24 protein-coding genes and 3 tRNA genes are annotated in these 26,156 nt (G+C 30.7%); 17 read left to right on the top strand and 10 right to left on the bottom strand.

Going from position 1 to position 26,156, the window contains the following annotated elements; genetic code table 11:
* The first annotated feature begins 99 nt into the window (after window positions 1-99).
* The 7 genes from H0I28_RS16165 (at window position 100) to H0I28_RS16195 (ending at window position 6,275) form a co-directional block, all read left to right on the top strand.
* Window positions 100-1,143, top strand: coding sequence for a sensor histidine kinase (locus H0I28_RS16165; protein ID WP_218759775.1), 1,044 nt, complete (start codon window positions 100-102; stop codon window positions 1,141-1,143).
* A gap of 83 nt (window positions 1,144-1,226) precedes the next feature.
* On the top strand, window positions 1,227-1,949 hold the full coding sequence (locus H0I28_RS16170) for a LytTR family DNA-binding domain-containing protein (RefSeq protein WP_218759776.1): 723 nt from the start codon (window positions 1,227-1,229) through the stop codon (window positions 1,947-1,949).
* 28 nt (window positions 1,950-1,977) lie between these two features.
* The gene (locus H0I28_RS16175; protein WP_218732442.1) at window positions 1,978-3,057 is read left to right on the top strand and encodes a diphosphomevalonate/mevalonate 3,5-bisphosphate decarboxylase family protein; all 1,080 of its coding nucleotides are present in this window, start codon (window positions 1,978-1,980) and stop codon (window positions 3,055-3,057) included.
* Window positions 3,058-3,082: 25 nt separating this feature from the next.
* Window positions 3,083-3,478, top strand: coding sequence for a toxin-antitoxin system YwqK family antitoxin (locus H0I28_RS16180; protein ID WP_218755140.1), 396 nt, complete (start codon window positions 3,083-3,085; stop codon window positions 3,476-3,478).
* Window positions 3,479-3,532: 54 nt separating this feature from the next.
* Complete coding sequence (locus H0I28_RS16185) at window positions 3,533-4,459, top strand: mevalonate kinase (RefSeq protein ID WP_218759777.1); 927 nt, start codon at window positions 3,533-3,535, stop codon at window positions 4,457-4,459.
* A 4-nt stretch (window positions 4,460-4,463) separates the two neighbouring features.
* Complete coding sequence (locus H0I28_RS16190; RefSeq protein WP_218732445.1) at window positions 4,464-5,381, top strand: geranylgeranylglycerol-phosphate geranylgeranyltransferase; 918 nt, start codon at window positions 4,464-4,466, stop codon at window positions 5,379-5,381.
* Between the two features lie 36 nt (window positions 5,382-5,417).
* Complete coding sequence (locus H0I28_RS16195) at window positions 5,418-6,275, top strand: pseudouridine synthase (protein WP_208891008.1); 858 nt, start codon at window positions 5,418-5,420, stop codon at window positions 6,273-6,275.
* A 237-nt stretch (window positions 6,276-6,512) separates the two neighbouring features.
* Here H0I28_RS16195 and H0I28_RS16200 read toward each other — a convergent pair.
* From H0I28_RS16200 to H0I28_RS16210, 3 genes are all read right to left on the bottom strand, one after another.
* A tRNA-Leu gene (locus H0I28_RS16200) sits at window positions 6,513-6,598 on the bottom strand.
* A gap of 340 nt (window positions 6,599-6,938) precedes the next feature.
* Window positions 6,939-7,024 (bottom strand) — tRNA-Leu (locus H0I28_RS16205).
* A gap of 15 nt (window positions 7,025-7,039) precedes the next feature.
* A tRNA-Gly gene (locus H0I28_RS16210) sits at window positions 7,040-7,111 on the bottom strand.
* 240 nt (window positions 7,112-7,351) lie between these two features.
* Here H0I28_RS16210 and H0I28_RS16215 point away from each other — a divergent pair.
* The gene (locus H0I28_RS16215; protein ID WP_218759779.1) at window positions 7,352-8,881 is read left to right on the top strand and encodes a sulfatase; all 1,530 of its coding nucleotides are present in this window, start codon (window positions 7,352-7,354) and stop codon (window positions 8,879-8,881) included.
* Between the two features lie 107 nt (window positions 8,882-8,988).
* Here the strand turns inward: H0I28_RS16215 and H0I28_RS16220 are convergent, their stop codons facing one another.
* Both H0I28_RS16220 and fbp read right to left on the bottom strand, forming a co-directional pair.
* Window positions 8,989-9,597: a superoxide dismutase gene (locus H0I28_RS16220; RefSeq protein ID WP_218732448.1), complete on the bottom strand. Its 609-nt coding sequence runs from the start codon at window positions 9,595-9,597 to the stop codon at window positions 8,989-8,991.
* A 113-nt stretch (window positions 9,598-9,710) separates the two neighbouring features.
* Window positions 9,711-10,721: a class 1 fructose-bisphosphatase gene (fbp, locus tag H0I28_RS16225; protein WP_218732449.1), complete on the bottom strand. Its 1,011-nt coding sequence runs from the start codon at window positions 10,719-10,721 to the stop codon at window positions 9,711-9,713.
* Between the two features lie 176 nt (window positions 10,722-10,897).
* Between fbp and H0I28_RS16230 the strand changes: the two genes are divergently transcribed.
* From H0I28_RS16230 to H0I28_RS16240, 3 genes are all read left to right on the top strand, one after another.
* Window positions 10,898-11,377: a GNAT family N-acetyltransferase gene (locus tag H0I28_RS16230; RefSeq protein ID WP_218732450.1), complete on the top strand. Its 480-nt coding sequence runs from the start codon at window positions 10,898-10,900 to the stop codon at window positions 11,375-11,377.
* A gap of 1 nt (window position 11,378) precedes the next feature.
* On the top strand, window positions 11,379-12,632 hold the full coding sequence (locus tag H0I28_RS16235; protein ID WP_218759780.1) for an aspartate kinase: 1,254 nt from the start codon (window positions 11,379-11,381) through the stop codon (window positions 12,630-12,632).
* Between the two features lie 179 nt (window positions 12,633-12,811).
* Entirely contained in the window at window positions 12,812-14,620 is a 1,809-nt protein-coding gene (locus tag H0I28_RS16240; protein ID WP_218759781.1) for a lysophospholipid acyltransferase family protein, read from the top strand.
* A gap of 269 nt (window positions 14,621-14,889) precedes the next feature.
* On the opposite strand, the gene H0I28_RS16245 is transcribed toward H0I28_RS16240, so the two are convergent.
* From H0I28_RS16245 to H0I28_RS16260, 4 genes are read right to left on the bottom strand one after another with little or no spacing between them, the layout of a single operon-like run.
* Window positions 14,890-16,089 (bottom strand): glutamate-5-semialdehyde dehydrogenase, encoded by a 1,200-nt coding sequence (locus tag H0I28_RS16245; protein ID WP_218759782.1) that lies wholly within the window; start codon window positions 16,087-16,089, stop codon window positions 14,890-14,892.
* A 10-nt stretch (window positions 16,090-16,099) separates the two neighbouring features.
* Window positions 16,100-16,870, bottom strand: a complete 771-nt coding sequence (gene proB / locus H0I28_RS16250; RefSeq protein ID WP_218732454.1) for a glutamate 5-kinase — start codon at window positions 16,868-16,870, stop codon at window positions 16,100-16,102.
* Window position 16,871: 1 nt separating this feature from the next.
* Window positions 16,872-17,678 (bottom strand): pyrroline-5-carboxylate reductase, encoded by an 807-nt coding sequence (gene proC / locus H0I28_RS16255; protein WP_218759783.1) that lies wholly within the window; start codon window positions 17,676-17,678, stop codon window positions 16,872-16,874.
* A gap of 48 nt (window positions 17,679-17,726) precedes the next feature.
* Window positions 17,727-18,170, bottom strand: coding sequence for a GNAT family N-acetyltransferase (locus tag H0I28_RS16260; RefSeq protein ID WP_218732456.1), 444 nt, complete (start codon window positions 18,168-18,170; stop codon window positions 17,727-17,729).
* A 685-nt stretch (window positions 18,171-18,855) separates the two neighbouring features.
* On the opposite strand from H0I28_RS16260, the gene H0I28_RS16265 reads away from it, so the two are divergent.
* From H0I28_RS16265 to H0I28_RS17685, 6 genes are all read left to right on the top strand, one after another.
* A complete protein-coding gene (locus tag H0I28_RS16265) occupies window positions 18,856-19,215 on the top strand; it encodes a phage holin family protein (RefSeq protein ID WP_218732457.1) in 360 nt (119 codons plus the stop codon).
* Between the two features lie 92 nt (window positions 19,216-19,307).
* Window positions 19,308-20,630 (top strand): trigger factor, encoded by a 1,323-nt coding sequence (gene tig, locus H0I28_RS16270; RefSeq protein ID WP_218759784.1) that lies wholly within the window; start codon window positions 19,308-19,310, stop codon window positions 20,628-20,630.
* Window positions 20,631-20,798: 168 nt separating this feature from the next.
* Complete coding sequence (gene clpP / locus H0I28_RS16275; protein WP_165733763.1) at window positions 20,799-21,461, top strand: ATP-dependent Clp endopeptidase proteolytic subunit ClpP; 663 nt, start codon at window positions 20,799-20,801, stop codon at window positions 21,459-21,461.
* A gap of 77 nt (window positions 21,462-21,538) precedes the next feature.
* Window positions 21,539-22,777 carry an ATP-dependent Clp protease ATP-binding subunit ClpX gene (gene clpX / locus H0I28_RS16280; protein WP_218759785.1) on the top strand — a complete coding sequence of 413 codons (1,239 nt, stop codon included), beginning with the start codon at window positions 21,539-21,541 and terminating at the stop codon, window positions 22,775-22,777.
* A gap of 263 nt (window positions 22,778-23,040) precedes the next feature.
* Window positions 23,041-25,059, top strand: coding sequence for a DNA primase (gene dnaG / locus H0I28_RS16285; protein WP_218759786.1), 2,019 nt, complete (start codon window positions 23,041-23,043; stop codon window positions 25,057-25,059).
* Between the two features lie 102 nt (window positions 25,060-25,161).
* Window positions 25,162-25,293 carry a hypothetical protein gene (locus H0I28_RS17685; RefSeq protein WP_302849953.1) on the top strand — a complete coding sequence of 44 codons (132 nt, stop codon included), beginning with the start codon at window positions 25,162-25,164 and terminating at the stop codon, window positions 25,291-25,293.
* A gap of 59 nt (window positions 25,294-25,352) precedes the next feature.
* Here the strand turns inward: H0I28_RS17685 and nadE are convergent, their stop codons facing one another.
* Window positions 25,353-26,141, bottom strand: coding sequence for an NAD(+) synthase (gene nadE / locus H0I28_RS16290; protein ID WP_218759787.1), 789 nt, complete (start codon window positions 26,139-26,141; stop codon window positions 25,353-25,355).
* Window positions 26,142-26,156 lie beyond the last annotated feature (15 nt).

Raw genomic sequence — 26,156 nt, forward strand, 5'->3', positions numbered from 1 at the left:
TTAGTATAATAAGTGTCAAATTTGTTTTTTAGAGATTAAAATAAGTAATCCGTCGCTAATTATCCTAAAAATTAAATCTTTATTTTTATTTTGTAACATATGCAAAAAGAACTGATATTAGTCTTAAAAAAAATACCAATACATTTTTTATGTTGGATGATTGTTTGGTTTTTCTTCAAAAGTTTTTTTAGTGTAGGTTCATCAAACAAAGCTTTTTTATTTTGGTTTTCTTCTCTTTTAAGTATTGTAACATTAATTATTGCGTATGTTTTTGTATATGATTTAATTCCTAAATATTTATTAAAAAAACAATATAAGAAATTTGTTCTTTATACTATTTATTCAGGTGTTTTTGTCGCTACAACTATTTTAATGATAGAAGTAGTGGGGTTTGTGTTTTATTTTAATTTAGAATTTAAAAAAATGCCAGCATTAACTACAAATCCTGCTGTAATTTTGGTTTGTATTTTTTTTATTGTGATTTTGGCAAGCGGAATAAAAATATTAAAAAGTAATTATAAGTCTTTAGATGAAAAAAAGACTTTAGAAAATAAATTTTTACAAACTAAGTTAGAGTTAAAAGAACAAGAGTTAAAGTTCTTAAAAATGCAAATTCATCCACATTTTTTATTTAACTCTTTAAACACAATTTATGGTTTTGCAATCGCTAAAGCGGATGAAGCACCAGAAATGATTTTAAAATTATCTAATTTATTAGATTATATTCTATATCAAGTAGAAAAGCCAAAAGTGCCGTTAGTAGAAGAGATACATCATTTGGAAGATTATATTTCATTAGAGAAAATGCGTTTTCATGATACTTTAAAAGTGAATTTCAGTAAAGATAAACTGAACGATTCTCTTCAAATTCCGCCAATGTTATTAATTCCTTTTGTAGAAAATAGTTTTAAGCATGGTGTAATTATTGACGGAGTTTTAAATGTTGATATTCGTCTAAAAACAGCAAATAATTGTTTGTTTTTTGAGATTGAAAATTCATCCAAAAGAAAAGAAGAAACGAATACTGGAATTGGACTTCCGAACATTAGAAAACGTTTAGAAATGTTGTATCCAGGCAAATATCAATTAGAAATAATTGAAAATAATGATACTTTTAAAGTACATTTAAAAATTGAGTTTTAATTAAAATTGTCATTTCGACAGAAAGAGGTACGAATGACGAGAAATCTCAAGGTACTTACAATATGAAAACAAATTGCTGAAAAATGAATACCATTAATTGTGTTATTGTTGATGACGAGCCAATTGCTAGAAATATTTTAGAAACTTTTGTGGCTAAAATTCCGAATTTAAATTTGGTGAAAAGTTGCAAAAATGCCATGGAAGCTTTCGAAATAGCAAATTCTAATAATATAGATTTATTCTTTTTAGATATTAATATGCCAGACATTTCTGGTTTGTCTTTGGCAAAATCAATAAACAAGAAGTCTAAAATTATTTTTACAACAGCTTACAGAGAATATGCTGTTGATGGTTTCGATTTGCAAGCCGTAGATTATTTGTTAAAACCTATAGCTTTTGATCGTTTTTTACAAGCCGTTAATAAGTTTTTTGAAACGCAAACTGTTATTGTGAGTCAGGTTGATGTTGAAGAACCCTCTGTTAAAAGCGATTATATTTTTGTGCGTTCAGAACGTAAAATGGTAAAGATTAATTTTGATGATATTCTATATGTTGAGAGTTTATCTGATTATATCAAAATTCATACAAAAGACACCGTTTTAGTAACTAGAGAAACGATTAGTAATTTGGAAATGAAATTGCCTTCTCAACAATTTTTAAGAATTCATAGGTCTTATATTATCAATTTAAATAAGACAGATTCTTATACGAATGAATTTATTGAAATTGAAAAAAATGCAATTCCTATAAGTAGAACGTACAAAGAAAATGTACTTAAAAAGTTAACTGAAAATTCTTTGAAATAGTTTTATCTTTGGTGCAAAATCAAGACGTTTGGATACAGCACAATTTATTTCGAAATCAAATAACAATTCGGTAGAAAAAGCAAGCTTTACTTGGCAAACACCAAGTAATATTGCGTTGGTAAAATATTGGGGAAAGAGCAATCCGCAAATACCAAAAAACGCTTCTATTAGTTTTACATTAAACAATTGTCATACAATTACTACGATTGATTTTGAGAAAAAAGTAAAGTCGGAAATAGTAGATTTCGATTTGTTTTTCGAAGGAAAACAAAAAGATGCATTCAAACCAAAAATTGCAGAATTTTTCACAAGAATACAAGAATATTGTCCTTATATTTTTGATTATAAAATGATAATTAATTCGGAAAATTCTTTTCCACACTCTAGCGGAATCGCATCATCTGCAAGCGGATTAAGTGCCATTGCTATGTGTTTAATGAGTTTAGAGGCTGAATTAAATCCTGATTTATCAGTAGAAGAAATTAATAAAAAAGCTTCTTTTTTAGCACGTTTAGGATCTGGAAGTGCCAGTAGAAGTATAGAAGGGCCAATGGTTGTTTGGGGAAATCACCCAGAAATAGAAGGAAGTTCAGATTTGTATGGCGTACAATTTCCATACAAATTACATACTGTTTTTCATAATTATCAAGATGCTATTTTGTTAGTAGACAAAGGCGAAAAACAAGTTTCTAGTACAGTTGGTCATAATTTAATGCATGAGCATCCGTATGCAGAAAGTCGTTTTACACAAGCAAATGATAACTTGAGTAAGATATCAGAAATTTTACAAAACGGAGATATAAAAGCATTCGTCAGTTTGGTAGAAAGTGAAGCATTAACGTTGCATGCAATGATGATGACAAGCAATCCGTATTTTATTTTGATGAAACCAAATACCTTAGAAATTATCAATAAAATTTGGGAATATAGAACCGAAAATGATAGCAATATCTGTTTTACCTTAGATGCTGGTGCAAATGTGCATGTGTTGTATCCTGAGGTAGAAAAAGAAAAAGTGAATCAATTTATAGATAAAGAACTTTCTAAATACTGCCAAAAAAATCAGTATATTTATGACTCTGTGGGGTTTGGAGCTAATAAGAAATAAAATGTCTGAATTAAAAATAATTTAAATGAAAGCTTTTATAAAGTTACTATCAATTTTAATTTTCTTTTTAACAATAACCATTTCTGCTCAAAAAACTACGTGGTTAGATGCAGACTTAAAGGAAACAAATAAAGTTAAATCATATTATTACAAAGTAGTTCCTACTGATGGTAACGAAGTAAAGTATTACTACAAAAGCGGTAATATTTTTAGAAAAATAGGCTATTCTGAAGGGAAGTATGATGGCGTTTTTTCTGAGTTTTATGAATCTGGCGAATTAAGAACTTCTGGAACCTATGTGGATGGTTTAGAGGAAGGTGTTTGGAAAACGTATTATAAAAACGGAAAGAATAAGGAAAAAGGAAAATATACAAAAGGAGAAAAAGTTGGTGTCTGGAAAACTTTTTACAAGAATTTTTAATAAGGTTTTGTTAATTTATTAATTCGTATTTTTGCAACACTATAAAAAAGAAAAATGAAAGGACCATTGTTTTATGCTAAAATTCTTCTCTTCGGAGAATATGGAATCATCAAAGATTCTAAAGGGTTGGCTATTCCGTTTAATGCTTATAGAGGAGCGTTAAAAACGTCATCAGATTTATCTGAAAATCGCAAGGTTTCAAATGAAAATTTAGGACGTCTTTGCAATCATTTATCTGCTTTAAAAACAGATTTAGTTACTTTTAATTTAAAAGATCTAAAGACAGATATAGAAAACGGAATGTACTTTGACTCTTCTATACCACAAGGTTATGGAGTTGGGAGTTCTGGTGCTTTAGTAGCTTCTATTTATGATAAATATGCTGCTGATAAAATAACTGTTTTAGAAAACTTAACGAGAGAGAAGTTATTAAAGTTAAAACAGATTTTTTCTTTAATGGAATCTTTCTTTCATGGTAAAAGTTCTGGTTTAGATCCTTTAAATAGTTACTTAAGTTTGCCAATTTTAATCAACTCTAAAGACAATGTAGAGCCAGCGGGTATTCCTTCTCAAAAACAAGGAAAAGGTGCTGTTTTCTTGTTAGATTCTGAGCAAATAGGAGAAACGGAGCCTATGGTTAACATCTTTATGAATAAGATGAAAAACGAAGGTTTTAGAAAAATGATCAGCGAAGAATTTGCAACTACTACAGACGCTTGTATCGAGGATTTCTTAGGAGGAAACGTGAAATCTTTATTTGGAAATGTAAAATCATTATCCAAGATAGTTTTAAAGAACTTTAAACCGATGATTCCTGATGCTTTTCATAAAGTTTGGGAAAATGGAATTAAAACAAATGATTATTACCTGAAACTTTGTGGTTCTGGTGGTGGTGGTTATATTTTAGGTTTTACTGAAGATTATGAAAAAGCTCAAAAAAGTCTTAAAGATTATAAGTTAGAGTTGGTTTATAGATTCTAAATATATGCCTAGTTTTAAAGTCAAAAGAATTATTTTTAAACTTTTAAGCTTAGTTTCTGTAATCAGGGGGTATAATATTCTTGTTTTAGTTTTAGCGCAATACTTAGCGGCTATTTTTGTTTTTTCGCCTACAAAATCTCTCAGAACAATTGTTTTTGATGCAGACTTGTTATACATTGTTTTAGCAAGTATATGTGTGGTGGCGTCTGGTTATATTATTAATAATTTTTATGATGCAAAGGTAGATCGCATAAATAGACCATTAAAAACGGGCTTAGATAATTATGTAAAACAGTCTACGAAGTTAAAGCTTTATTTTACTTTAAATTTTTTAGGTTTTATTTTTGGTTACCTAATATCTGTTAGAGCAGCTTTGTTTTTTGCTATTTATATATTTGCTATTTGGTTTTACTCTCACAAGCTTAAGAAGTATCCTTTTACAGGTTTAGTTTCTGCTACTATACTTACCATTTTGCCTTTTTTTGCTGTATTTGTGTATTTTCAGAACTTTTCTAAAATCATTTTTGTTCATGCAATTTTCTTGTTTCTAGTAATAATGGTTAGAGAGTTGTTGAAAGATTTGCAGAGTATGAAGGGAGCAATTGTGAATGATTACGATACTTTTCCTGTTTTTTATGGAGAGGTAAGAACAAAGAAATTATCAATATTCTTATTGTTTTTAACGTTGTTTCCTATTGTGGTTTTGTTTAGTTACCCAGCTTTAAGCTACATGAGATATTATTTTTACTTTGCTTTATTTGTTCTTGTTTTTTTAGGCTTTTATTTATGGAATTCTTCCGAAACGAAACATTATAGATTAATGCATAACGTTTTGAAAGTGTTGCTTTTAATAGGGGTTTTCTCTTTAATTTTTATAAAGCCTGAACTAATTGTAGAAAAAGTAATAGACCGATTGAATTAAGGTTTTTTTGCGTATTTTTGCAAAAATTTTTAAGTAATGAATTCAAATAAAAACTCGTCGAGAGGACGACAAGAAGGTAAAAAAAGTACTCCTTTAAGTAGAAAAAGCAAACCTGTAGCTAGAAAAACTCCAAAGAAAACTTTTACCAAAATTAAAGAAACTCCAAAGGCAAGTAATGACGCCTCAGGAATCCGTTTAAATAAATATATTGCAAATTCGGGTGTATGTTCTCGTAGAGAAGCAGATACGTATATAGAGCACGGTAGTGTAGAGGTAAATGGAAAGTTGGTGACAGAAATGGGATATAAAGTTCAGCCAGACGATATTGTTCGTTTTGATGGAACTTCTATTACACCAGAACAAAAAAGATATATTTTACTGAATAAGCCTAAGAACTACATTACCACTATGGATGATGATAGAGGTAGAAAAACAGTAATGGAATTGATTGCAAATGCATCAAAAGAAAGAATTTACCCTGTAGGTAGGTTAGATAGAAACACAACTGGTTTGTTGTTGTTTACTAATGATGGTGATTTAGCAAAGAAATTAACACACCCAAAACATAATGTTCGTAAACTATATCATGCATCTCTAGATAGAAAATTAGAGTTAAGAGATTTAGAGAAACTACGAGGAGAGGTTATTATTGAAGGTAGAAAAGTGTTTATTGATGCTGTTTCTTATGTAGATGGTCAACCGAAATCAGAAATTGGTATCGAAATCCATTCTGGTAGAAATAGAATTGTTCGTAAGATATTTGAACATGTTGGTTATAAAGTAAGCAAGCTAGATAGAGTTGTTTTTGCTGAATTAACTAAGAAAAACTTACCGAGAGGTAGGTGGAGAGAGTTAACTAATTTAGAGGTTACCAATCTTCAGATAATGAAATAGAATAATTAAGAATCCAGCTTTTAGCTGGATTTTTTTTTACATATAATCTTATGTTTATAGATAGTTGATCTGAGTGCTTTAATTCAGTTTAGGTTCATAAGGTGTTTGTTTACATTATATACTTTTACGAAACAATATTTAGGTATAATAATCAAAGGATGTAACAGTTGTGAGTTGGGCGGAAAGTTTATAAAAGCAAAAAACCGTTGAAAATCGAAAGATTAACAACGGTTATTGTACTGAAGGCGGGACTTGAACCCGCACGGCCATTACTGACCACTGGATTTTAAGTCCAGCGTGTCTACCAATTCCACCACTTCAGCATGGTATTTTTATTTATAAAGTAAAGATGATAATTAAATCAAATTTTACTTTTTTATTTTTAATGAACTTTTTTATAGTTGTCCTTATTTCTAAGGAGTGCAAATATATTATCTTTATTAGTAGTACGCAATGTTTAAATGGAGAAATAATTAATTATTTTTATATTTTTACATAAAGTGTTAATAGTCTATTGTTTAATGTTTTTTTTATTTGATATAGAGCTGTTATTATTGATGATCGTTTAAGTATAAATTTAATAAAAAGCGAAGAGTAGGCGAGTGCCTAAGTTTGTAAAAGCAAAAAACCGTTGAAAATCTAAAAGATTAACAACGGTTATTGTACTGAAGGCGGGACTTGAACCCGCACGGCCATTACTGACCACTGGATTTTAAGTCCAGCGTGTCTACCAATTCCACCACTTCAGCATGGTAATTGAATAGAGCGAAAGACGGGATTTGAACCCGCGACCCCCACCTTGGCAAGGTGATGCTCTACCCCTGAGCTACTTTCGCAGTCATAATTTTAAAAGAACTTTTCTTTTTAATTACCCTTATTCCTAAGAGCGGTGCAAATATAATATCTTTTATTATTCTGACAAGTTTTTTATTTATTTTTTTTCACTTTTTTATTGATAGCGATTTTTACATGATTAATTGGTTCTTGATACTGTAATTACATGATGTAGGGGTTCAGTAATTTAGCTTTTATAAATTATGCGTAGATTTACGTGATAACAATTAATGTGTTTAAATATGAAATTAATAAAATATGTAGCTTTTACTTTTTTAGTGCTTCTTGCAATATCATCTTGTAAAAAAACATCAGAAAAAGTGGTTATAAATGATGTTAAGAGTCAGCAACCTAATATTATTTGGTTAATGGCAGAAGATATGAGTACCGATTTGGAAATCTATGGAATGCCAAACGTAAAAACGCCATATTTAAATAAAATGGCATCAGAAGGTATTCGTTTTGATAATGCTTTTGTAACCAATCCAATATGTTCGCCAAGTAGATCTGCAATGATGATTGGTACACATCAAGTTAAAACAAACTCACAGCATCATAGAAGTAATAGAAAGGTACCTCTAGATTCTATATATAAACCGTTTACAAAATTGTTAAGAGATGTAGGTTATACTACAATATTAGGTCATCATGGAGTGATGAAAAAAGGAAGGAAGACAGATGTTAATTTTAAAAGTAAGCCTATTGGGAAATGGGATGGAAAAACGGAGTTTGGTTTGTTTGATAAATATGATACGTTTACAAAAGAAGATCAACCTTTTTTTGCTCAGATACAATTAGATGTTACACATAGGGGAGATTGGTGGGATGACGTTAGAGAGAAGTCTAAACATCCTGTAGATGCTAAAACAGTAACGTTACCTCCATATATGGCAGATGATCCTGCAATACGATTGGATTGGGCTAAGTATTTAGACCAAATCGAATATATGGATAATGAAGTTGGAATGATTTTTAAGGAATTAGAAGACAAGGGAATGGCGAACAACACAATTGTAATCTTTATTGGAGATAATGGTCGTTGTAATATCCGAGGAAAGGGGTATTTACAAGATACTGGGTTAAGAATTCCTTTTATACTGTATTATCCGAAGCAATTTAAAGGTGGTCAAGTTAGAAAAGACGTGGTTTCATCAACAGATATTACTGCTACAATTGTAGATTTTGTAGGGATTGAAGTTCCTGATTATATGACCGGAAAACCAATTTTTAAGAAAGACTTTGAGAGGGAATTTGTTTATGGTACAAGAGATTTATGGGACGAAATTGAAGAAAAGTCTAAAGCTGTAATTTCTGAAGATTGGTCTTATATTAAAAATGAGAAACCAGAGATTCCTTATGATGCACAACAAGCTTATTTAGAGTTTTACAGACCTGCTGTACATGTGATGAGAAAACTGTATAAAGAAGGTAAATTAAATGACGCTCAAAAACCATTTTTTGAAGCAACAAAACCTAAAGAGGAGTTGTATAATTTAAAAGAAGATCCACATCAGTTAAATAACTTAGCTTCTAATAAAAAATACAAAGAGATATTAGAAAAGCTACGTGTAAAAACATTAGAATTTGAGAAAGCTATGACTCCAGATAATATTGTTTATAATCCGGCTCCTGTTCCAGGTTTAGCTTTTGTTAAATGGTTTGAAAAAGAACATCCAAAAGTACATCAGCAAATGAAAGAAGGTGTTGAGGTTGGTTATAAAAAATATAGTAAAGCTTATAAAGAATATTTAAAAAAGAGCAACAGTAAGTAAAATAAAAAAGCATCCTAAATTTAGGATGCTTTTTTTATGAAAATTAGTAATCTTACTCTTAAGTTAATTCACTTTATGAGTGCGATATCTAAAAGCAACTGTGTTACTTATTTTGCTGCTGCGTAACGTTTTTCAACTTCGTTCCAGTTAATTACATCAAAAAATGCATTGATATAATCTGGTCTTCTGTTTTGGTAGTTTAAGTAGTAAGCATGTTCCCAAACGTCTAATCCTAAGATTGGAGTTCCGCCACAAGTTACACCTGGCATTAATGGATTGTCTTGGTTTGGTGTAGAACAAACTTCTACTTTACCTCCTGGTAAAACACATAACCAAGCCCAACCAGAACCAAACTGAGTAGCTGCTGCTTTAGAAAAAGCGGCAATAAAATCATCTTTAGTACCAAAAGCAGCTTCAATAGCATCTTTTAATTCACCAGATAAATATCCTCTATCATTTGGGTTTAAAACTGACCAGAATAATGAATGATTGTAAAAACCACCACCATTATTTCTAACAGCTCCATTGCTCATATCTAAATTAGCAAGAATATCTTCAATAGATTTTCCTTCTAAGTCCGTATCTGCAATTGCATTGTTTAAGTTATTTGTATATCCTTGGTGATGTTTACTATGGTGAATCTCCATAGTTCTTGCATCAATATTTGGTTCTAACGCATCATAAGCGTATCCTAATTCCGGTAATTGAAAAGCCATTTTTTTATGTTTTTTAAAAGTTAGTATACTATTTACGTTTGTAAAATTAACCATAAATGGATGGTTTTACAAGTATTTTATGTTTTGATAATTGATTACAGTATAAATAAGATTTATTCTCCGTGTATTTGCATAAATTCCTCTAACTGATTTACCATATTTTTACTTCCACAAATAAAAGGAACTCTTTGGTGTAGCTCAGTAGGCTCCACATCCATAGTCCTTGTATAACCATCAGAAGATTTTCCGTTAGCTTGTTCTGCAATAAAAGCCATTGGGTTACATTCATAGAGTAAACGTAATTTTCCGTTTGGGTTTCTAGAACCTTTTGGATACATATAAATACCTCCTTTTATCATGTTTCTATGAAAGTCAGAAACCAAAGAACCAATATATCTACTGGTATAAGGTCTGTTTCCTTCTTCTTCCTGGCAGTATTTAATATATTTTTTTACACCTAAAGGAAAGTCTAAATAATTTCCTTCGTTTACAGAATACATTGTTCCGTCTTCTGGGAACTCCATATTTGGGTGAGATAAGTAAAAAGAACCAATTGCAGGGTTTAATGTAAAGCCATTAACACCATCTCCAGTGGTGTAAACAATCATCGTAGAGGTTCCGTACACTACATAACCAGCAGCAACTTGTGCACTTCCTTTTTGTAAAAAATCTTTTAATTCTACAGGAGTACCTGTAGGAGTAATACGTCTATAAATAGAGAAGATCGTTCCTACCGAGACATTTACATCAATATTAGACGAGCCATCTAAAGGATCAATTAAAACAACATATTTATTTTGATGATTTTCATCGTTACTATTAATAGAAATAAAACTATCTTCTTCTTCACTAGCAATACCACAAACAATATTCCTTCTTGTTAAAGTCTGTATAAACTTATCATTAGCATACACGTCTAATTTTTGTTGATCTTCACCTTGAATATTTGTGTCTCCAGCTGCACCAATAATATCTACCAAACCAGCTTTGTTAACTTCGTGATTTACCACTTTTGCTGCTAATCTTATAGAATTTAAAAGACTAGAAAGTTCTCCAGAACTATATTTAAAAGCATGTTGATGTTCAATAATAAATTCACCTAAAGTTTGTTTTTTTCCTGTCATTTTGCGTGTTATGTTGTTAATTTTAACAAATATCTATATTTTTTAAAGTTACTACAACGTTTTAGTTATTTAATTTTCCTTTAGAAATTTAAACAATTCAAAAATAATTGTCTAAAATCTTCAAATATTTTTGGTAGATATGTAAATAACTATCTTTGATTAAAATTTATAAAAAGATGGACTTTACTGTAAGATTAGGAGAAGAAAAAGACATGCAATCTGTACTGAATTTAATCACAGAATTAGCAGTTTTTGAGAAAGAACCAGATGCTGTAGAAGTAACAGTAGATGATTTAATAAAAGATGGTTTTTCTAAGAATCCTAAGTTTAAAGTTTTTGTAGCAGAGCAAGAAAATAAAATTATTGGTATTGCTTTGTTTTACGAACGTTATTCTACATGGAAAGGAAGAACTATTCATTTAGAAGACTTAATAGTAACCCAAAGTAAACAGAAAATAGGCGCAGGAAAAGCTTTGTATACAGCTGTTTTAAAATATGCTCATGACAATAATTTTAAGAGAGTTGCGTGGGAAGTAATAGATTGGAATACCAATGCAGTAGAATTTTATAAAAGTACAGGTGCCACGTATTTAAACGATTGGTCTGTAGTACAAATGGACAAAGAAAACTTATCAAAATTTATTCAAAATAATTAAAATGAAGATTTTTAAATTTGGAGGAGCGTCTGTAAAAGATGCAGCAAGTGTAAAAAATGTAACACAGATTTTACAAAGCGAAGGAACAGAAAATACAGTAGTTGTTATTTCTGCAATGGGTAAAATAACCAATGCTTTTGAAGAGGTTATAGACGCATATTATAATAAGACAGATAAGTTGTCTGAAAACTTAGGTATTATAGAAGACTTCCATAAAAATTTAATGAATGATTTGTTTGATAAGGGTGATGAAATTTATAAAGAAATTGATATCCTTTTAGGTGAATTAAGCTGGTTTTTAGCCAGAAATACTTCGCAGAGATATAATTATGTATATGATCAAATTATCTGTTTTGGAGAGCTTTTATCAACAAAAATAGTAAGTGCATATTTAACTAAAATTGGTGTAGAAAATAACTGGTTCGATGTTAGGAATTACATAAAAACAGATAGTAATTATAGAGATGCAAAAGTAGATTGGGATTTAACCCAAGAACTAATTAATAAAAAATTAGATGCTTCTAAATTAAATATTACTCAAGGTTTTATTGCAGCAAATGATACAGAAAACACCACTACTTTAGGTAGAGAAGGTTCGGATTATACGGCAGGTATTTTTGCGTATTGTTTAGATGCAGAGAATGTTACAATTTGGAAAGATGTTCCTGGGGTTTTAAATGCAGACCCAAGAGTCTTTGAAGATACTACTTTATTAGAGCAAATTTCTTATGAAGAAGCTATAGAAATGGCATTTTACGGAGCTTCTGTAATTCACCCAAAAACATTACAGCCCCTAGAAAGAAAAGATATTCCGTTATTGGTGCGTTCTTTTGTAAATCCAAAGGAAACAGGTACAAGAGTTTCTAAAGGAAAAATGTTAGAACCTTTTATACCTTGTTTTATTGTTAAAAAAGATCAGATTTTGGTTTCTATTTCTGCATTAGATTTTTCTTTTATGGTAGAAAATAATATCAGTTATATCTTTCAAAAATTACATGATTATCAATTAAAAGTAAACTTAATTCAGAATTCTGCCATTAGCTTTTCTGTTTGTATTGATAATAAATTTAACAAGTTCGATGAATTTTATAATGAGTTAAAAACGCAGTTTAAAATTGATGTTCAGAAAGGTGTAGACTTGTTTACTGTACGTCATTTTGATGATAAGGCTGTAGCGAGTATAGAAGCTAAGGGAACTCCTTTATTAACACAAGTAAATAAAGAAACAATTCAAATTGTTTTAGTAACAAAATAACTTCACAATATAAAAAAGTCACTAATTTTACACGTTTTCATGGAAGTAAAAGCTTTAAGTTTTAATAGCTAGTAAATCTTTGATGCATGTAAAACTGGTGTCTTTATTCTGTTTTAGTAACTAAATAGTAATTCAATATTTATTTTTAGTAAGTTTGCAGTTCCGTCTAATTATAATATATGGCATTAGTAACAGCTAAAGAGATTGCGCAAGTAATTGGTTTACATAAGTTTGGTTTTTTAGGAACTTTTATTGGGTGGATTCTATTAAGGATACTTCGTATTTCTGCAATCAATAGAATCTACGCTAAGAATAAAAATAAAAAAGATTTAAATTTTTTAAACAGTATTTTAGATGATTGCGATATCAAATTTGAAATTCCGGAAGAAGATTTAAAGAGAATTCCAAAAGATGGCCCTTTTATTACGGTATCTAACCATCCTTTAGGCGGTATAGATGGTGTTTTATTACTAAAATTACTCATTGAAAAAAGAGCAGATTATAAAATTATAGCCAATTTTTTACTACACAGAGTTGAGCCTTTAAAGCCTTTTGTAATGCCTGTAAATCCTTTTGAATCAAGAAAGGATGCTAAATCTAGTGTAGCTGGTATTAAAAATGCATTATTACATTTAAGAGAAGGGAATCCTTTAGGTATTTTTCCTGCAGGAGAAGTATCTACTTATAAAGATGGAAAGCTAAATGTAGATAAACCTTGGGAAGAAGGCGCTGTTAGGTTTATTAAAAAGGCGAATGTACCTGTAATTCCTATTTATTTTCATGCAAAAAACAGTCGTTTATTTTATTTTTTATCAAAAATATCAGACACTTTAAGAACTGCAAAATTACCATCTGAAGTAATATCTCAAGGAGGTAAAGTTATAAAAGTAAGAATAGGGAAGCCAATTTCTGTAAAAGACCAAGAAGAATATAAAGAGATTTCTGCTTATTCCGAATTTATCAGAAAGAAAACATATATGTTGGCTAATCCTTTTGAAAAAGCACATAAGTTAATATCTGCCCAAGCTTTAAAGATTCCTAAAAAGGCTGCTAAAAAAATAACACCTCAAAGAAATACAGATTTATTTATTAAAGAAGTAGATGCTTTAAGAAAAGGAGATGGTAGGTTGTTAGAAAGTAAGAACTACGAAGTGTTTTTTGCCAGTGCAAAAGAGATTCCTAATTTATTACATGAAATTGGTAGATTACGAGAAGTTACTTTTAGGGCTGTAGGTGAAGGAACCAATAAGGAAATAGATTTAGATAAATTCGACAAATATTATCACCATTTGTTACTGTGGGACAGAGAAGCGAACTGTTTGGCAGGAGCTTACAGAATGGGACTTGGAAAAGATATTTATAAAAAATATGGTATTAATGGTTTCTATATTCAAACTTTGTTTAGAATTGAGCCAGAATTATTTCAAATGATGGACAATACCATAGAAATGGGTAGAGCTTTCATTATTGGTGAATATCAACAAAAGCCAATGCCACTATTTTTATTATGGAAGGGAATTGTACATGTTACTTTACGTTATCCAGAATATAAATACTTAATGGGCGGAGTTTCTATTAGTAATCAGTTTTCAGACTTCTCAAAATCTTTAATGATAGAGTTTATGAAATCTCATTATTACGATCCATATATTGCACAATACATTCATCCGAAGAAAGAATACAAAGTAAAATTAAAAGACGGTGACAAAGATTTTGTGTTTGATGCTACAAAAGCAGATATGCAGAAATTCGATAAAATTATCGATGAAATTGAACCAGGAGCACTAAGAATTCCTGTATTGATTAAAAAATACGTAAAACAAAACGCACGTTTGGTTGCGTTTAATGTAGATCCTAAATTTAATAATGCCGTAGATGGCTTAATGTACATCAAAGTATCAGACATACCAGATAGCACTGTAAAACCAGTTATGGAAGAATTTCAGGCAGAGTTAGAGCGTAAGGCTACAGAGTTACAGGATAAATAAAAAAAAATATTTTTATTAGGGCGTTACCCAAAAGGGTCGGGCTTTACGTTTCAAGTCCTCGGTCGTTCCTCCCTGTGGGCTTTTCACTGCAATCCCTAACGCGGGCTTGTTTGTAGAAATATGTCTTCTAATTTTATATTTTACTTCTTTAAGATGAATTTCTGTCGCTAGTTTCTAAAGAATGATATATAAATTTAGTATTTAAAAAAAATTTGGTTTTCCTGCTTTATAACAAGAAAACCAAAAGTTAATATAATTTGTGAAATAGGTTATGCACGCACATTTCCATCTCCAATAATATAATACTTATTGGTGACTAATTTCTTTAATCCTAACGGACCTCTGTGGTGTAATTTGTCTGTACTTATCGCTAATTCTGCACCAACACCTAACTGACCACCATCTGTAAACCTCGTTGAAGAGTTTTTGTAAACAGCAGCACAATCTACTTGTTGCATAAAATTATCAGCATTTTCATCATTAGTTGTCATTATTGCGGCAGAATGACCTCCAGAATATTTGTTAATCATTTTGGTAGCTTCGTCTAGATTGTCTACAGCACCAATACAACACTTTAAAGCTAAGAATTCTTCTTTCCAAACACTATCTTCAGGAATTACCTTCTCGTCTGTTAATGTTTTTTGAATACTCTCATCAACTAAAATAGTAACCTTCTTTTCTTTTAAAACAGTTTGTAAGTCTTTTAATTTTGACTCGTAACCTTCTATGTTTTTATTGATAAGGATTTTATCTAATGCATTACATGCAGAAATTTTAGCAGTTTTTGCATTGATGATTACCGCTAATGTTTTGTTCCAGTCGGCACTTTCATCAATATAGATAAAGTTATTACCTCGTCCGCTAATTAAAACGGCACAAGTTGCATGTTCTTTTACAAAACTAATTAAGCGTTCTCCTCCTCTTGGTACAATTAAATCTAATTGTTCTGTTGGGTTTCTTAAAAATTCTTGTGTTTCGGTTCTATCCATTTGCAAGAACTTAATATAATCTTCACTTAGATTATTTTCTGTTAATGCTTTGTGCCAGAAATCTACTAATATTTTATTACTGTATAAGGCTTCTTTACCACCTTTTAATAAAATTCTATTGTTAGATTTAAAGGCTAAAACGGCCGCTTCTACAGTAACATCTGGTCTCGATTCATAAATAATCATGATGGTACCAAATGGTGCTGTTTTGTTGGTTACTTTTAATCCGTTTTCTAAAGTAATATCACTAATAATTTGATTTACGGGATCTTCTTGTGCTTTAACTTCATTGATGGCTTTTATCATTCCATCAATTTTTTGATCGTTTAAAATCAAACGGTCAAACATTGCCTGATCTTCTTTATTAAAAGCATCTAAATCTCTTTTGTTTGCTTTTAATAAGGCTTCTCGATTTTCATCAAGAATCTTGGTCATGCTTGTTAGTACGTTATTTTTAATGGTTGTTTCTAATAATTTCATCTTATAGATTTTAAAGTGCCACTTTTGTACCGACGGACTTTCCGTCAATAATATCAATAATGGTGTTATCTCTTTTTCCGTTTGCAATAAAAGTAGGGATGTTGTTAGATGCAGCTTCTTGGGCATAATCTAACTTAGAACCCATTCCGCCTCTACCTTCACCAGGTTTTTTATTACTATCTTTTATATATTTATCTAAATCGTCATCTGGATTTACATTGGTAATTAAATTACTGCTTTCAGCTTCCGGATGTCCTGTGTACAATCCGTCTATATCTGTTAGAATAATTAATTTATCAGCATTTATTAATTGTGCAATTAAACTAGCCAGCTCATCATTGTCAGAAAACATAGACATGGTTACAGAAACAGCATCATCTTCATTGGCAATAGGAATTACGCCTTCTGCTAACAAACCTTCGCAACAATTAATCATGTTTTGTCTGTGTACGCCAGGAGAAAAATCTCTTTTTGTAGGTAAAACCTGTGCACATTTCATACCGTAATCATTAAAAAGGTTGTAATAATGACGCATCATTCTTGGTTGCCCTATAGCAGAATACACTTGCCTTCTTTGCGTATTATTTTCAATACTAGATTCTCCTAGAATTTCTTTACCTGCAATTACAGATCCAGAAGAAACTAGAATACAAATAATACCACGTTCGTATAATTCTGCAACTTGTTTTACCAAGCGTCTTAAAACAGGTCTAACAATTCTGTTATCTCTGTTTGTCATTACATTGGTACCTACTTTAATTACTATTCTTTCTTTATACATTTTAATGTTCTTTACCCATTTCTACAGCTCTGTTAAAAGCGGCAAAAGCGGCGTCTTTAATTAATTCATTTACATTATTATCTTCCATAGAGTCTAAAGCGGCACGAGTTGTACCTCCTTTAGAAGCTACTCTTTCCATCCAAGAATTTGGCGATAAATTAGATTGATTAAATAATTCGATAGCTCCAGTAAAAGTCTGACTTACTAAAACAGAAGAATCGTTTTTAGAGAAGCCCATTTTTAAGGCAGCTTCCATCATACTTTGCATAAAGTAGAATACATAAGCAGGTCCACTTCCTGAAATTCCTGTAGAAGCGTCAATCAGTTTTTCGCTGCTTACTTCCATAGATTTACCAGTGGTGTCTAATAAGCTTTCTACGGTTAATTTTTCTAATCTAGATACTTCTTCTGAAGTTACATAAGATGTTAAACCTTTACCAATTTGGGCTGGTAAATTAGGCATTGCTCTTACTATTTTTTTTAATCCAGAATATTTTTTAATGTTATCTATATTAACACCAGCCATAATAGATACAATAACCTGACCCGGTTTTGTAAAGGGTTTTAATGCTTTAAAAAGTTTTTCTGCATGGTATGGTTTTACAGCAATAAAGATGATGTCTGCTTTTGGTACGCAGTCTTCTAGTTCTTTAAAGGCATCAAAATGAGAAATTTCATTTAACTCTTCTAACTTTTCTGCAGAATTATCTAAAACCATAATGTTTTTTTTCTTTAACAATTTAGATTTAGACATTCCTTGAGCATACGTTAGCCCCATATTTCCTGCGCCAATTACTAGTATTTTCATTTTTTTATTTTAAGTTACTATTATTCTTTTTGAATTTTATTCTGAGTGTTATTTATGTAATGTCATTTGAATTTTTTGTGATACAAATCCGTTTTTCTTGAATAACTCGATCGCATTATTATTTTTATTAATGTTTAGAGATAGGTTTCCGTTGCAGTATTTGGTAGCTTCTTTTATTAGTTTTGTAGCAATTTTTTGTTCTCTATATTCTTTATGAACTGCCAGGTAGGTAATTAGGTTTTCAGATTGATATTCACTCATCCCCGTTTTATTAACTACAATTGCTCCAATTATTTTGTCTTTTTCTTCTATAACAAATGCATAGCCACCTAGATTAGATGTTTCTTTGGCAGCATATAAAAGTGATTTACGAATGGCACTTTTGTCCTCTTTACAGTCGTCTTCTAAGTGCTTGTGTAAAAATTTTGAAATTTTATTAATATTTATGTAGGACATCCTCGTAAAGGCGTCAAAAGTTTTAATCATCATCATTATTTCTATTGATTTGATTTATCTAAAACGATAAAAAATGAAAAGCTAAAAAGCTTAAAAAAGAAGTTAAACGCTAGGAGCGTTTATTTAAAAAAAGAGTGAGGAGGTATGAATTTTTTAGGTTGGTTTTTAAACACTAAAAAATTAAAGTTGAATATTCTAAAGTTACGCTGTTTGTGTATCCTTATTTTCATAATGCAAAGGTACAAAAAGCATATGCTACTATCAAATTATATAGGTTTAATACCAAAATATCTTGTTTTATAGATTTATAAAGGTAAAAAAATGTAGTTGTCTAAATATTATGTGTCAATATTGTTAGCGGGACGTAAAATTGTTTTTTTTTAAGTGATGCATACATCCGAAGAAAATGCTCCCAAACAAATGATTGTGGTGTTTTTTGTTAAATCCGATATCCATAACATTTTGTAAGTGACACTGGTTTCTTTAGGGGGATGATCTCTTGTTTTATTTTCGATAATTTTAAAGATTTGATTCTTTAAAGGATTGTTGGTTTTAGTTTTTACCTATTAATGTATGATACATATTGATTGGCTTGAATTCTGTTTAGCATAGTTATTCGTATTTAAGCTTAAATACAAGCTAGCTCAAATTCAAAGCATGACAAAAAAGCAGACTTTTTCATTTGGTACAGTTTTGGCAATTATCTCTAAAAATAAACAGTATGAAAACCTTTTTAAAAATTTTATTAACGGCTTTAGCAGTAATTGTTTTAGCTAATATTTTACCAGGTATTTCTGTAGCAGGTTATGTTGCGGCAATTATTGTTGCTGTGGTTATATCGTTACTAAATATGTTTGTAAGACCACTTTTAATCTTTTTTACATTACCTGCAACTATTGTCACTTTTGGCTTATTTATTTTTGTAATTAATGCGTGCATTATATTATTGGCAGATAAGTTAGTAGATGGTTTTGCTGTTTCTGGATTTTTTGCTGCCCTATTATTCAGTGTTTTACTGTCTATTTTTAGATCGGCATTATTTTCATTATTAAAAGAGGATACCAAAACAATTCAAAACTAAATAACAATACTGAATTAGAAGTATTTAACATTTGTGCAATCAATTAAAATTATTAATTTTGCACTCGATTTTTCAAGATAAAAGAACAAGAAATGAATATTACAAAAGAAAGCATTGATGCGTTAAACGCAGTTGTAAAAGTAGATATCGTAGCAGAAGATTATCAAGCAAAAGTATCAAGTTTATTAACAGATTACCGTAAAAAGGCAGATGTTCCTGGTTTTAGAAAAGGACATGTACCAATGGGGATGATTAAAAAGCAGTATGGTAAATCTATTATGATAGATGAGGTTAACAAGCTTTTACAAGAGTCTTTAAATAAATTTATAGCAGAAGAAAAATTAGAAATGTTAGGTAATCCTTTACCTAGAATGACTGAAGATTTTAACTGGGATGCAGAAGAGTTTTCTTTTGAATTTGAATTAGGTTTAGCACCTGTTTTTGAGGTAGATTTAAAAGCTAAAGATAAAGTTACACAATACAATATTATTGCAACAGAAGAATTACTTGACGAAGAAGTTAAGAACATTCAAACTCGTTACGGTAAAGTAAGTGCTATAGAAGAAGCTACTGAAGAATCTAATGTTACAGGTACTTTTGTAAATGAAGAACAAGAAATCAACAAAAAATCTACTTTTATCGTAAAAGACTTAAATGGTGATGAGAACATCGCTAAATTAGTTGGAGCTAAAGTTGGTGACGTAGTAGAGTTAGGTACAAAAGATTTATTTGAAGATGCTCATAGATTAGAACATGTTTTAGGTGTTTCTCATGATGTAATTCACGATTTAGATATTACTGTTTCTTTTACTGTAGAGGAAGTTACAAAAACAGAGCCAGCAGATTTAGACAAAGAATTGTTTGATAAATTATTTCCTGATGGAAGTGTAACTTCTGTAACTGAATTAAGAGAAAAAATTAAAGAAGACGCAGAAAAGCAATTTCAACAACAAGGAGATCAACAATTATTAAATGCTATTACAGAGTATTTAGTAGAAAGTACAAAGTTTGATTTACCAGCAGATTTCTTAAAGAAATGGTTAAGAACTGCAGGAGAAAAGCCTTTAACAGAAGAAGAAGCTACTGCAGAATTTGAAAAATCAGAAAAAGGTTTACGTTATCAATTAATCGAAGGAAAGGTGATGAAAGATAATGATATTAAAATAGATTATACAGAATTGGTAGACTATGCTAAAGGATTTATCCGTACGCAAATGGCTCAATTTGGTAATACAAATCCAGAAGAAAAAGAATTGGATGATATTGCTGGTAGAATTTTACAAAACCAAGAAGAAGCTCAGAAATTACAATCTCAGTTAATTAGTAACAAGTTATTAACTTTTTACAAAGAGAACATGAGTTTTAAATCTAAAGAGCTTTCTTACGAAGACTTTATTAAAGAAGTATATAAATAACAGTAAGTTATTTATAGGTCACCTCGAGCACAGTCGAGAGGTTTTAAAATTATAAATAATTAAAAACCTGAATTGTTATATTCAGGTTTTTTTAGCGACAAACTGAAACAAAATAGTAAGAAATAGTTCTTATATTTACAATATTAAACTTAAAAAAGCATCATAATAATGGATTACGGAAAAGAGTTCGAGAAATACGCAACAAAACATCACGGAATTAACAGCAACTATTATGGCAAGATTACAAGTAGTGTAACGCCATATATTATGGAAGAGCGTCAAATGAACATTACTCAAATGGATGTTTTTTCTCGTTTAATGATGGATAGAATTATCTTTTTAGGAACAGGAATTAATGACCAGGTAGCAAATATTATTCAAGCTCAGTTATTATTTTTAGAAAGTGTAGATGCTAATAAAGATATTTCAATTTATATCAATTCTCCAGGTGGGGGAGTGTATGCAGGTTTAGGTATTTATGATACTATGCAGTTCATAAAACCAGATGTAGCAACAATTTGTACAGGTATGGCAGCTTCTATGGGAGCCGTTTTAATGTGTGCAGGAGCAGCAGGTAAACGTTCTGCATTACCACATTCTAGAGTTATGATTCACCAACCTTTAGGTGGTGCACAAGGTCAGGCTTCAGATATAGAAATTACTGCAAGAGAAATTATAAAGTTAAAAGGAGAGTTGTATGATATTATTGCAAACCACTCTGGTCAAACTGTAGAAAAAGTACACAATGATTCTGATAGAGATTATTGGATGAAAGCAGATGAAGCAAAAGCGTACGGAATGATTGACGAAGTTTTAGCAAGAAAAAAGTAAATAGTTTGCTTTAAGCAATAAGTTCTATGCAGTTAGACTGCCTAGAGCTTAAAGCCTAGAGCCTAAAGCGAGGAAAAATGTCGAAAGAAGAAAATTTAGAATGTTCGTTTTGCGGACGAAAAAAAGCAGAAACAGACTTGTTAATAGCAGGTATGGATGCTCATATTTGCGATAAATGTATAGAGCAAGCGCACGGAATTGTAGAAGAAGAAATTACTGAAGCAAAATCTAGCGACTTATCTAAAGATTTAACGCTTAGAAAGCCTTTGCAAATTAAAGAGTTTTTAGATCAATATATTATTGGTCAATTAGAAACTAAAAGAGCAATGGCAGTAGCAGTTTATAATCATTATAAAAGATTATTACAAACCAAAGACGATAAAGACGATGTAGAAATAGAAAAATCTAACATTGTTTTAGTTGGAGAAACCGGAACCGGAAAAACCTTAGTAGCAAAAACAATTGCAAGAATGTTAAACGTTCCTTTTGCTATTGTAGATGCCACTGTTTTAACGCAAGCTGGTTATGTTGGTGAAGATGTAGAAAGTATTTTAAGTAAATTATTACAAGCTGCAGATTACGACGTAGAAAAAGCGCAAAGAGGTATTATTTTTATTGATGAAATTGATAAAATTGCTCGTAAAGGAGACAATCCTTCTATTACAAGAGATGTTTCTGGAGAAGGAGTACAGCAAGCTTTATTAAAATTATTAGAAGGTACAGTTGTAAATGTAGCGCCTAAAGGAGGTAGAAAACATCCGGAGCAAAAATTTATAGAAGTAGACACTAAAGAGATTTTATTTATTGCAGGTGGTGCTTTTTCTGGAATCGAAAGATATATAAGTAAGCGTTTAAATATGCAAGCTGTTGGTTTTGGTGCTTCTTTAGATGATGATAAAGTAGATGAAGACAACTTGTTACAATACATTATTCCTTCAGATTTAAAAGCTTTTGGTTTAATTCCAGAAATTATTGGGCGTTTACCAGTATTAAGCTACATGAATCCATTAGATGCGACCACGTTAAGAGCAATCTTAACAGAACCTAAAAACGCTATTATTAAGCAATATTCTAAGTTGTTTACAATGGATGATGTGGAGTTTATGATAGAAGAAGAAGCTTTAAATTATATCGTAGAAAAAGCGGTAGAATATAAATTAGGAGCAAGAGGATTACGTTCTTTATGTGAGGCAATTTTTACAGATGCAATGTTCGATTTACCAAGTTCTGATGAAAAAGAACTAAATGTAACTAAGGAGTATGCAGAAGCAAAATTATCTAATTCAACTTTAAAGAAATTAAAGGCAGCTTCTTAATTTTCTTTGGGCGTTACCACAAGGGTCAGGCTTTTGCACTCGCTTTTTTTGTAGAAAAACAAAAAAGAGCTCAAACAATTGCGCAATCCTTAACGCGTATCGCAAACTAAAAAAGGAAGTTTGTAAAAACAATTTTTTAAAATTTATACAAACCTCAAAGGTTTTTAAAACCTTTGAGGTTTTATTTTGTTAGAACTTTTTATAATAGAAAAAATAACGTTCTAATTATTATCTTTGTCATCACTTTCCAATAAAACCAATAAATGATATTAAGAAGTACCATAGACCGCATTTTCGAAACAGCTAGAGTAGAAGAGGTTATTGGAGAATTTGTTGTGCTTAAAAAAGCAGGAAGTAACTTTAAAGGTTTGAGTCCGTTTACAGACGAAAAATCACCTTCTTTTATGGTCTCTCCAGTAAAACAGATCTGGAAAGATTTTTCTACAGGAAAAGGTGGGAACTCTGTTTCCTTTTTAATGGAGCATGAACATTACACCTACCCAGAAGCATTAAGGTGGTTAGCCAAAAAGTACAATATAGAAATTGAAGAAGCAGAGCAATCATCTGAAGAAAAAGCTCAGATGAATGAACGAGAAAGCATGTATTTGGTTTCAACCTTTGCCAAAGATTATTTTCATGAGTTAATGCTTACTTCTAATAAAGGAAAAGCCATAGGATTGTCATATTTTAAAGAACGTGGTTTTACAGATGAAACTATTAAAAGGTTCGAGTTAGGATATTGTATGGACGAGTGGGATAATTTTACAAATGCTGCTTTAAAAAGAGGCTACGATTTAAAGTTTTTAGCATCCACAGGACTTACAATTGTAAAAGAGAACAAACAATTCGACCGTTTTAAAGGACGTGTAATGTTCCCGATACATTCTATGTCTGGACGTATTTTAGGTTTTGGAGGACGTATTTTAACAGCCGATAAGAAAGCTGCTAAATATTTAAATTCACCAGAAAGTGATATTTACCATAAAAGTAAAATTCTATACGGATTATACCAAGCTAAGAAAGAAATAGCCAAACAAGACAATTGCTTTTTGGTAGAAGGCTATACGGATGTAATTTCTTTTAATCAATCTGGAGTAGAGAATGTAGTAGCGTCTTCTGGGACTGCTTTAACACCAGATCAAATTAGGTTAATAAATAGATTAACAAAAAATATTACTGTACTTTTTGATGGAGATGCAGCCGGAATTAGAGCTTCCATTCGTGGTATCGATTTAATTCTAGAGCAAGGAATGAACGTAAAAGTAGTTCAGTTTCCTGATGGCGAAGATCCAGATAGTTTTGCAAAAGCCAATTCAAATGCAGAACTAGCAGCTTATTTAGAGGATTCTGCACAAGATTTTATCAATTTTAAAGTATCCCTTTTACTAAAAGATTCTAATAACGACCCTATAAAAAAAGCGGGTGTAATTAGAGATATTGTAACAAGTATAGCTAAAATTCCAGATGGTATTCAGCGAGAAGTTTACGTACAAGAATGTTCTAGAATTATGGATATTTCAGAACGTGTACTGTTTAGTGAGTTAGCGCAGTTGTTAAAAAAGGGATTACAAGAAAAAAGTAAATCTAGCAGACAGCTAAACACCCCACAACAAAACCCAAACGAGCCTCCACCAGATTATGCTAGTGGACAAGAACAAACTAAAATGGGCTTGGTTAAAGGTGGTGTAGTTGCTAACCAGAAAATAGATCAACTTTCTATTTTAGAAAATGAGATTATTAAAATTTTACTTTTATATGGAAATGAAGAAGTAGAGTTTACGGAAGAGGTCATAAATGTAGATGATGCAGGTAGAGAGAAAATAGATACAAGGAAATATGAAAATACGGTTTCAGCAGAAATTTATGTGCATTTACATGAAGATGAAATAGAATTTTCTAACGTACTTTTTCAAGAAATTTATACCGAAATTATTCATCAGTTAAATCAGTTAGAAAAACTAGATATTGATGGTTTAATTAATCATAAGAATTCAGAAATATCTACCATTGTAACTTCTATTTTAATGGAAAAAGAAAATCCTAATAGACAGCTAAGTAATTGGGAAGGGCAAAACATAGAGGTAAAGTCTGCTTTAGAAGTTTTGGCCAAAGATGTGAATGATGTGGTGTATAATTTAAGACGCGTTTTAATAGGAGAAAAGATAGATGAATTGATGAGTGAGGCTGTAGCAAACCAAGGCTCACCAATAGATTTAGAGGTTATTAGGAATTATACAAACCTGAAAATGAGGCTCTTTGAAAAGCTGAATAGAGTTGTTTAATATTATTAAATTGTAAAATCGGGTGTTTATCCCTATAGCATTAATTTATAATCAAATAGATTTTTTGTATATTGCACTCGCAAAAAGAAAACCCTCAGTATTATGAAAAGATCATTACAATTTTTAAAAATTATTCAATTATTCCTATTGTTACCATTTGAAATTTCATCAGGTTCTAAGAAAAAAGCATATTTAAAGATTAAAAAGATGATGGTTGCAGCAAATTTGCTGTAATAATAAAATTATAAATAGAAAAGCCTTAATTTAATAGAATTAAGGCTTTTTTTATGTTTCTATTTTATTTCATTTGGAATTTCACAAATAGGAATTGGTAGCATTTTATGTTGGTTAATTCTATTTAATCTTGTGTAAATTTTAAAAACTTCTAGATCTCTTCCAGAAAAATCATTTTCAGATTTTCCTTTTTCTTGCATCACCATGGCCCATTCTAATTCATCATAAGAAGCACCTATTTGATCTTCATCAGTTCTGCTATCCCCAAATAACCCATCTGTTGGTTGTGCTTTTTGTATGGAGTTTGGTACTTCTAAAAACTCAGATAATGCATATACTTCAGATTTCATTAAATCTGCAATAGGACTTAAGTCAACACCACCATCACCATATTTGGTGTAAAATCCAACGCCAAAATCTTCTACTTTATTACCTGTTCCAGCTACTAAATAGCTATGTAGACCTGCTAAATAGTATAAAGTTGTCATTCTAAGTCTAGCTCTTGTATTTGCTAAAGACAAATCTACTTTAGCTGAAGGATCTGCATTTGGTACAACATTTTTAAAATCCTCGAAAGTAGAGGTTAGATCTACTCGTACATCATAAACATTATCAAAATTATTTTTTAATTGTGTAATATGCTCTTGTGCTCTACTAACCTGAATTGGAGATTGATGAATTGGCATTTCTACACATAAAGTAGGTAAACCAGTTTTAGCACATAAAGTAGAGGTAAGGGCAGAGTCTATACCGCCAGAAACTCCAACTACAAATCCTTTTACTTTTGCATTCTCAGCATAATCTTTTAGCCATTTTATAATGTATTCGGCAACCTTTTCAGTCTTCATTGATAAACTATTTTA

This window comes from Polaribacter sp. AHE13PA (genome assembly GCF_019278505.1).
Classification (GTDB): domain Bacteria; phylum Bacteroidota; class Bacteroidia; order Flavobacteriales; family Flavobacteriaceae; genus Polaribacter.

Bases quoted from the DNA above. Each gene is read 5' to 3' on its own strand.
- H0I28_RS16195 (WP_208891008.1), top strand. From the start codon at position 5,418: ATGAATTCAAATAAAAACTCGTCGAGAGGACGACAAGAAGGTAAAAAA.
- H0I28_RS16190 (WP_218732445.1), top strand. From the start codon at position 4,464: ATGCCTAGTTTTAAAGTCAAAAGAATTATTTTTAAACTTTTAAGCTTA.
- H0I28_RS16230 (WP_218732450.1), top strand. From the start codon at position 10,898: ATGGACTTTACTGTAAGATTAGGAGAAGAAAAAGACATGCAATCTGTA.
- H0I28_RS16170 (WP_218759776.1), top strand. From the start codon at position 1,227: ATGAATACCATTAATTGTGTTATTGTTGATGACGAGCCAATTGCTAGA.
- clpX (WP_218759785.1), top strand. From the start codon at position 21,539: ATGTCGAAAGAAGAAAATTTAGAATGTTCGTTTTGCGGACGAAAAAAA.
- H0I28_RS16220 (WP_218732448.1), bottom strand. From the start codon at position 9,597: ATGGCTTTTCAATTACCGGAATTAGGATACGCTTATGATGCGTTAGAA.
- H0I28_RS16265 (WP_218732457.1), top strand. From the start codon at position 18,856: ATGAAAACCTTTTTAAAAATTTTATTAACGGCTTTAGCAGTAATTGTT.
- H0I28_RS16245 (WP_218759782.1), bottom strand. From the start codon at position 16,089: ATGAAATTATTAGAAACAACCATTAAAAATAACGTACTAACAAGCATG.
- H0I28_RS16240 (WP_218759781.1), top strand. From the start codon at position 12,812: ATGGCATTAGTAACAGCTAAAGAGATTGCGCAAGTAATTGGTTTACAT.
- proB (WP_218732454.1), bottom strand. From the start codon at position 16,870: ATGTATAAAGAAAGAATAGTAATTAAAGTAGGTACCAATGTAATGACA.
- H0I28_RS16235 (WP_218759780.1), top strand. From the start codon at position 11,379: ATGAAGATTTTTAAATTTGGAGGAGCGTCTGTAAAAGATGCAGCAAGT.
- clpP (WP_165733763.1), top strand. From the start codon at position 20,799: ATGGATTACGGAAAAGAGTTCGAGAAATACGCAACAAAACATCACGGA.
- H0I28_RS16260 (WP_218732456.1), bottom strand. From the start codon at position 18,170: ATGATGATGATTAAAACTTTTGACGCCTTTACGAGGATGTCCTACATA.
- H0I28_RS16215 (WP_218759779.1), top strand. From the start codon at position 7,352: ATGAAATTAATAAAATATGTAGCTTTTACTTTTTTAGTGCTTCTTGCA.
- fbp (WP_218732449.1), bottom strand. From the start codon at position 10,721: ATGACAGGAAAAAAACAAACTTTAGGTGAATTTATTATTGAACATCAA.
- H0I28_RS16165 (WP_218759775.1), top strand. From the start codon at position 100: ATGCAAAAAGAACTGATATTAGTCTTAAAAAAAATACCAATACATTTT.
- H0I28_RS17685 (WP_302849953.1), top strand. From the start codon at position 25,162: ATGAAAAGATCATTACAATTTTTAAAAATTATTCAATTATTCCTATTG.
- proC (WP_218759783.1), bottom strand. From the start codon at position 17,678: ATGAAAATACTAGTAATTGGCGCAGGAAATATGGGGCTAACGTATGCT.
- H0I28_RS16185 (WP_218759777.1), top strand. From the start codon at position 3,533: ATGAAAGGACCATTGTTTTATGCTAAAATTCTTCTCTTCGGAGAATAT.
- tig (WP_218759784.1), top strand. From the start codon at position 19,308: ATGAATATTACAAAAGAAAGCATTGATGCGTTAAACGCAGTTGTAAAA.
- dnaG (WP_218759786.1), top strand. From the start codon at position 23,041: ATGATATTAAGAAGTACCATAGACCGCATTTTCGAAACAGCTAGAGTA.
- H0I28_RS16180 (WP_218755140.1), top strand. From the start codon at position 3,083: ATGAAAGCTTTTATAAAGTTACTATCAATTTTAATTTTCTTTTTAACA.
- nadE (WP_218759787.1), bottom strand. From the start codon at position 26,141: ATGAAGACTGAAAAGGTTGCCGAATACATTATAAAATGGCTAAAAGAT.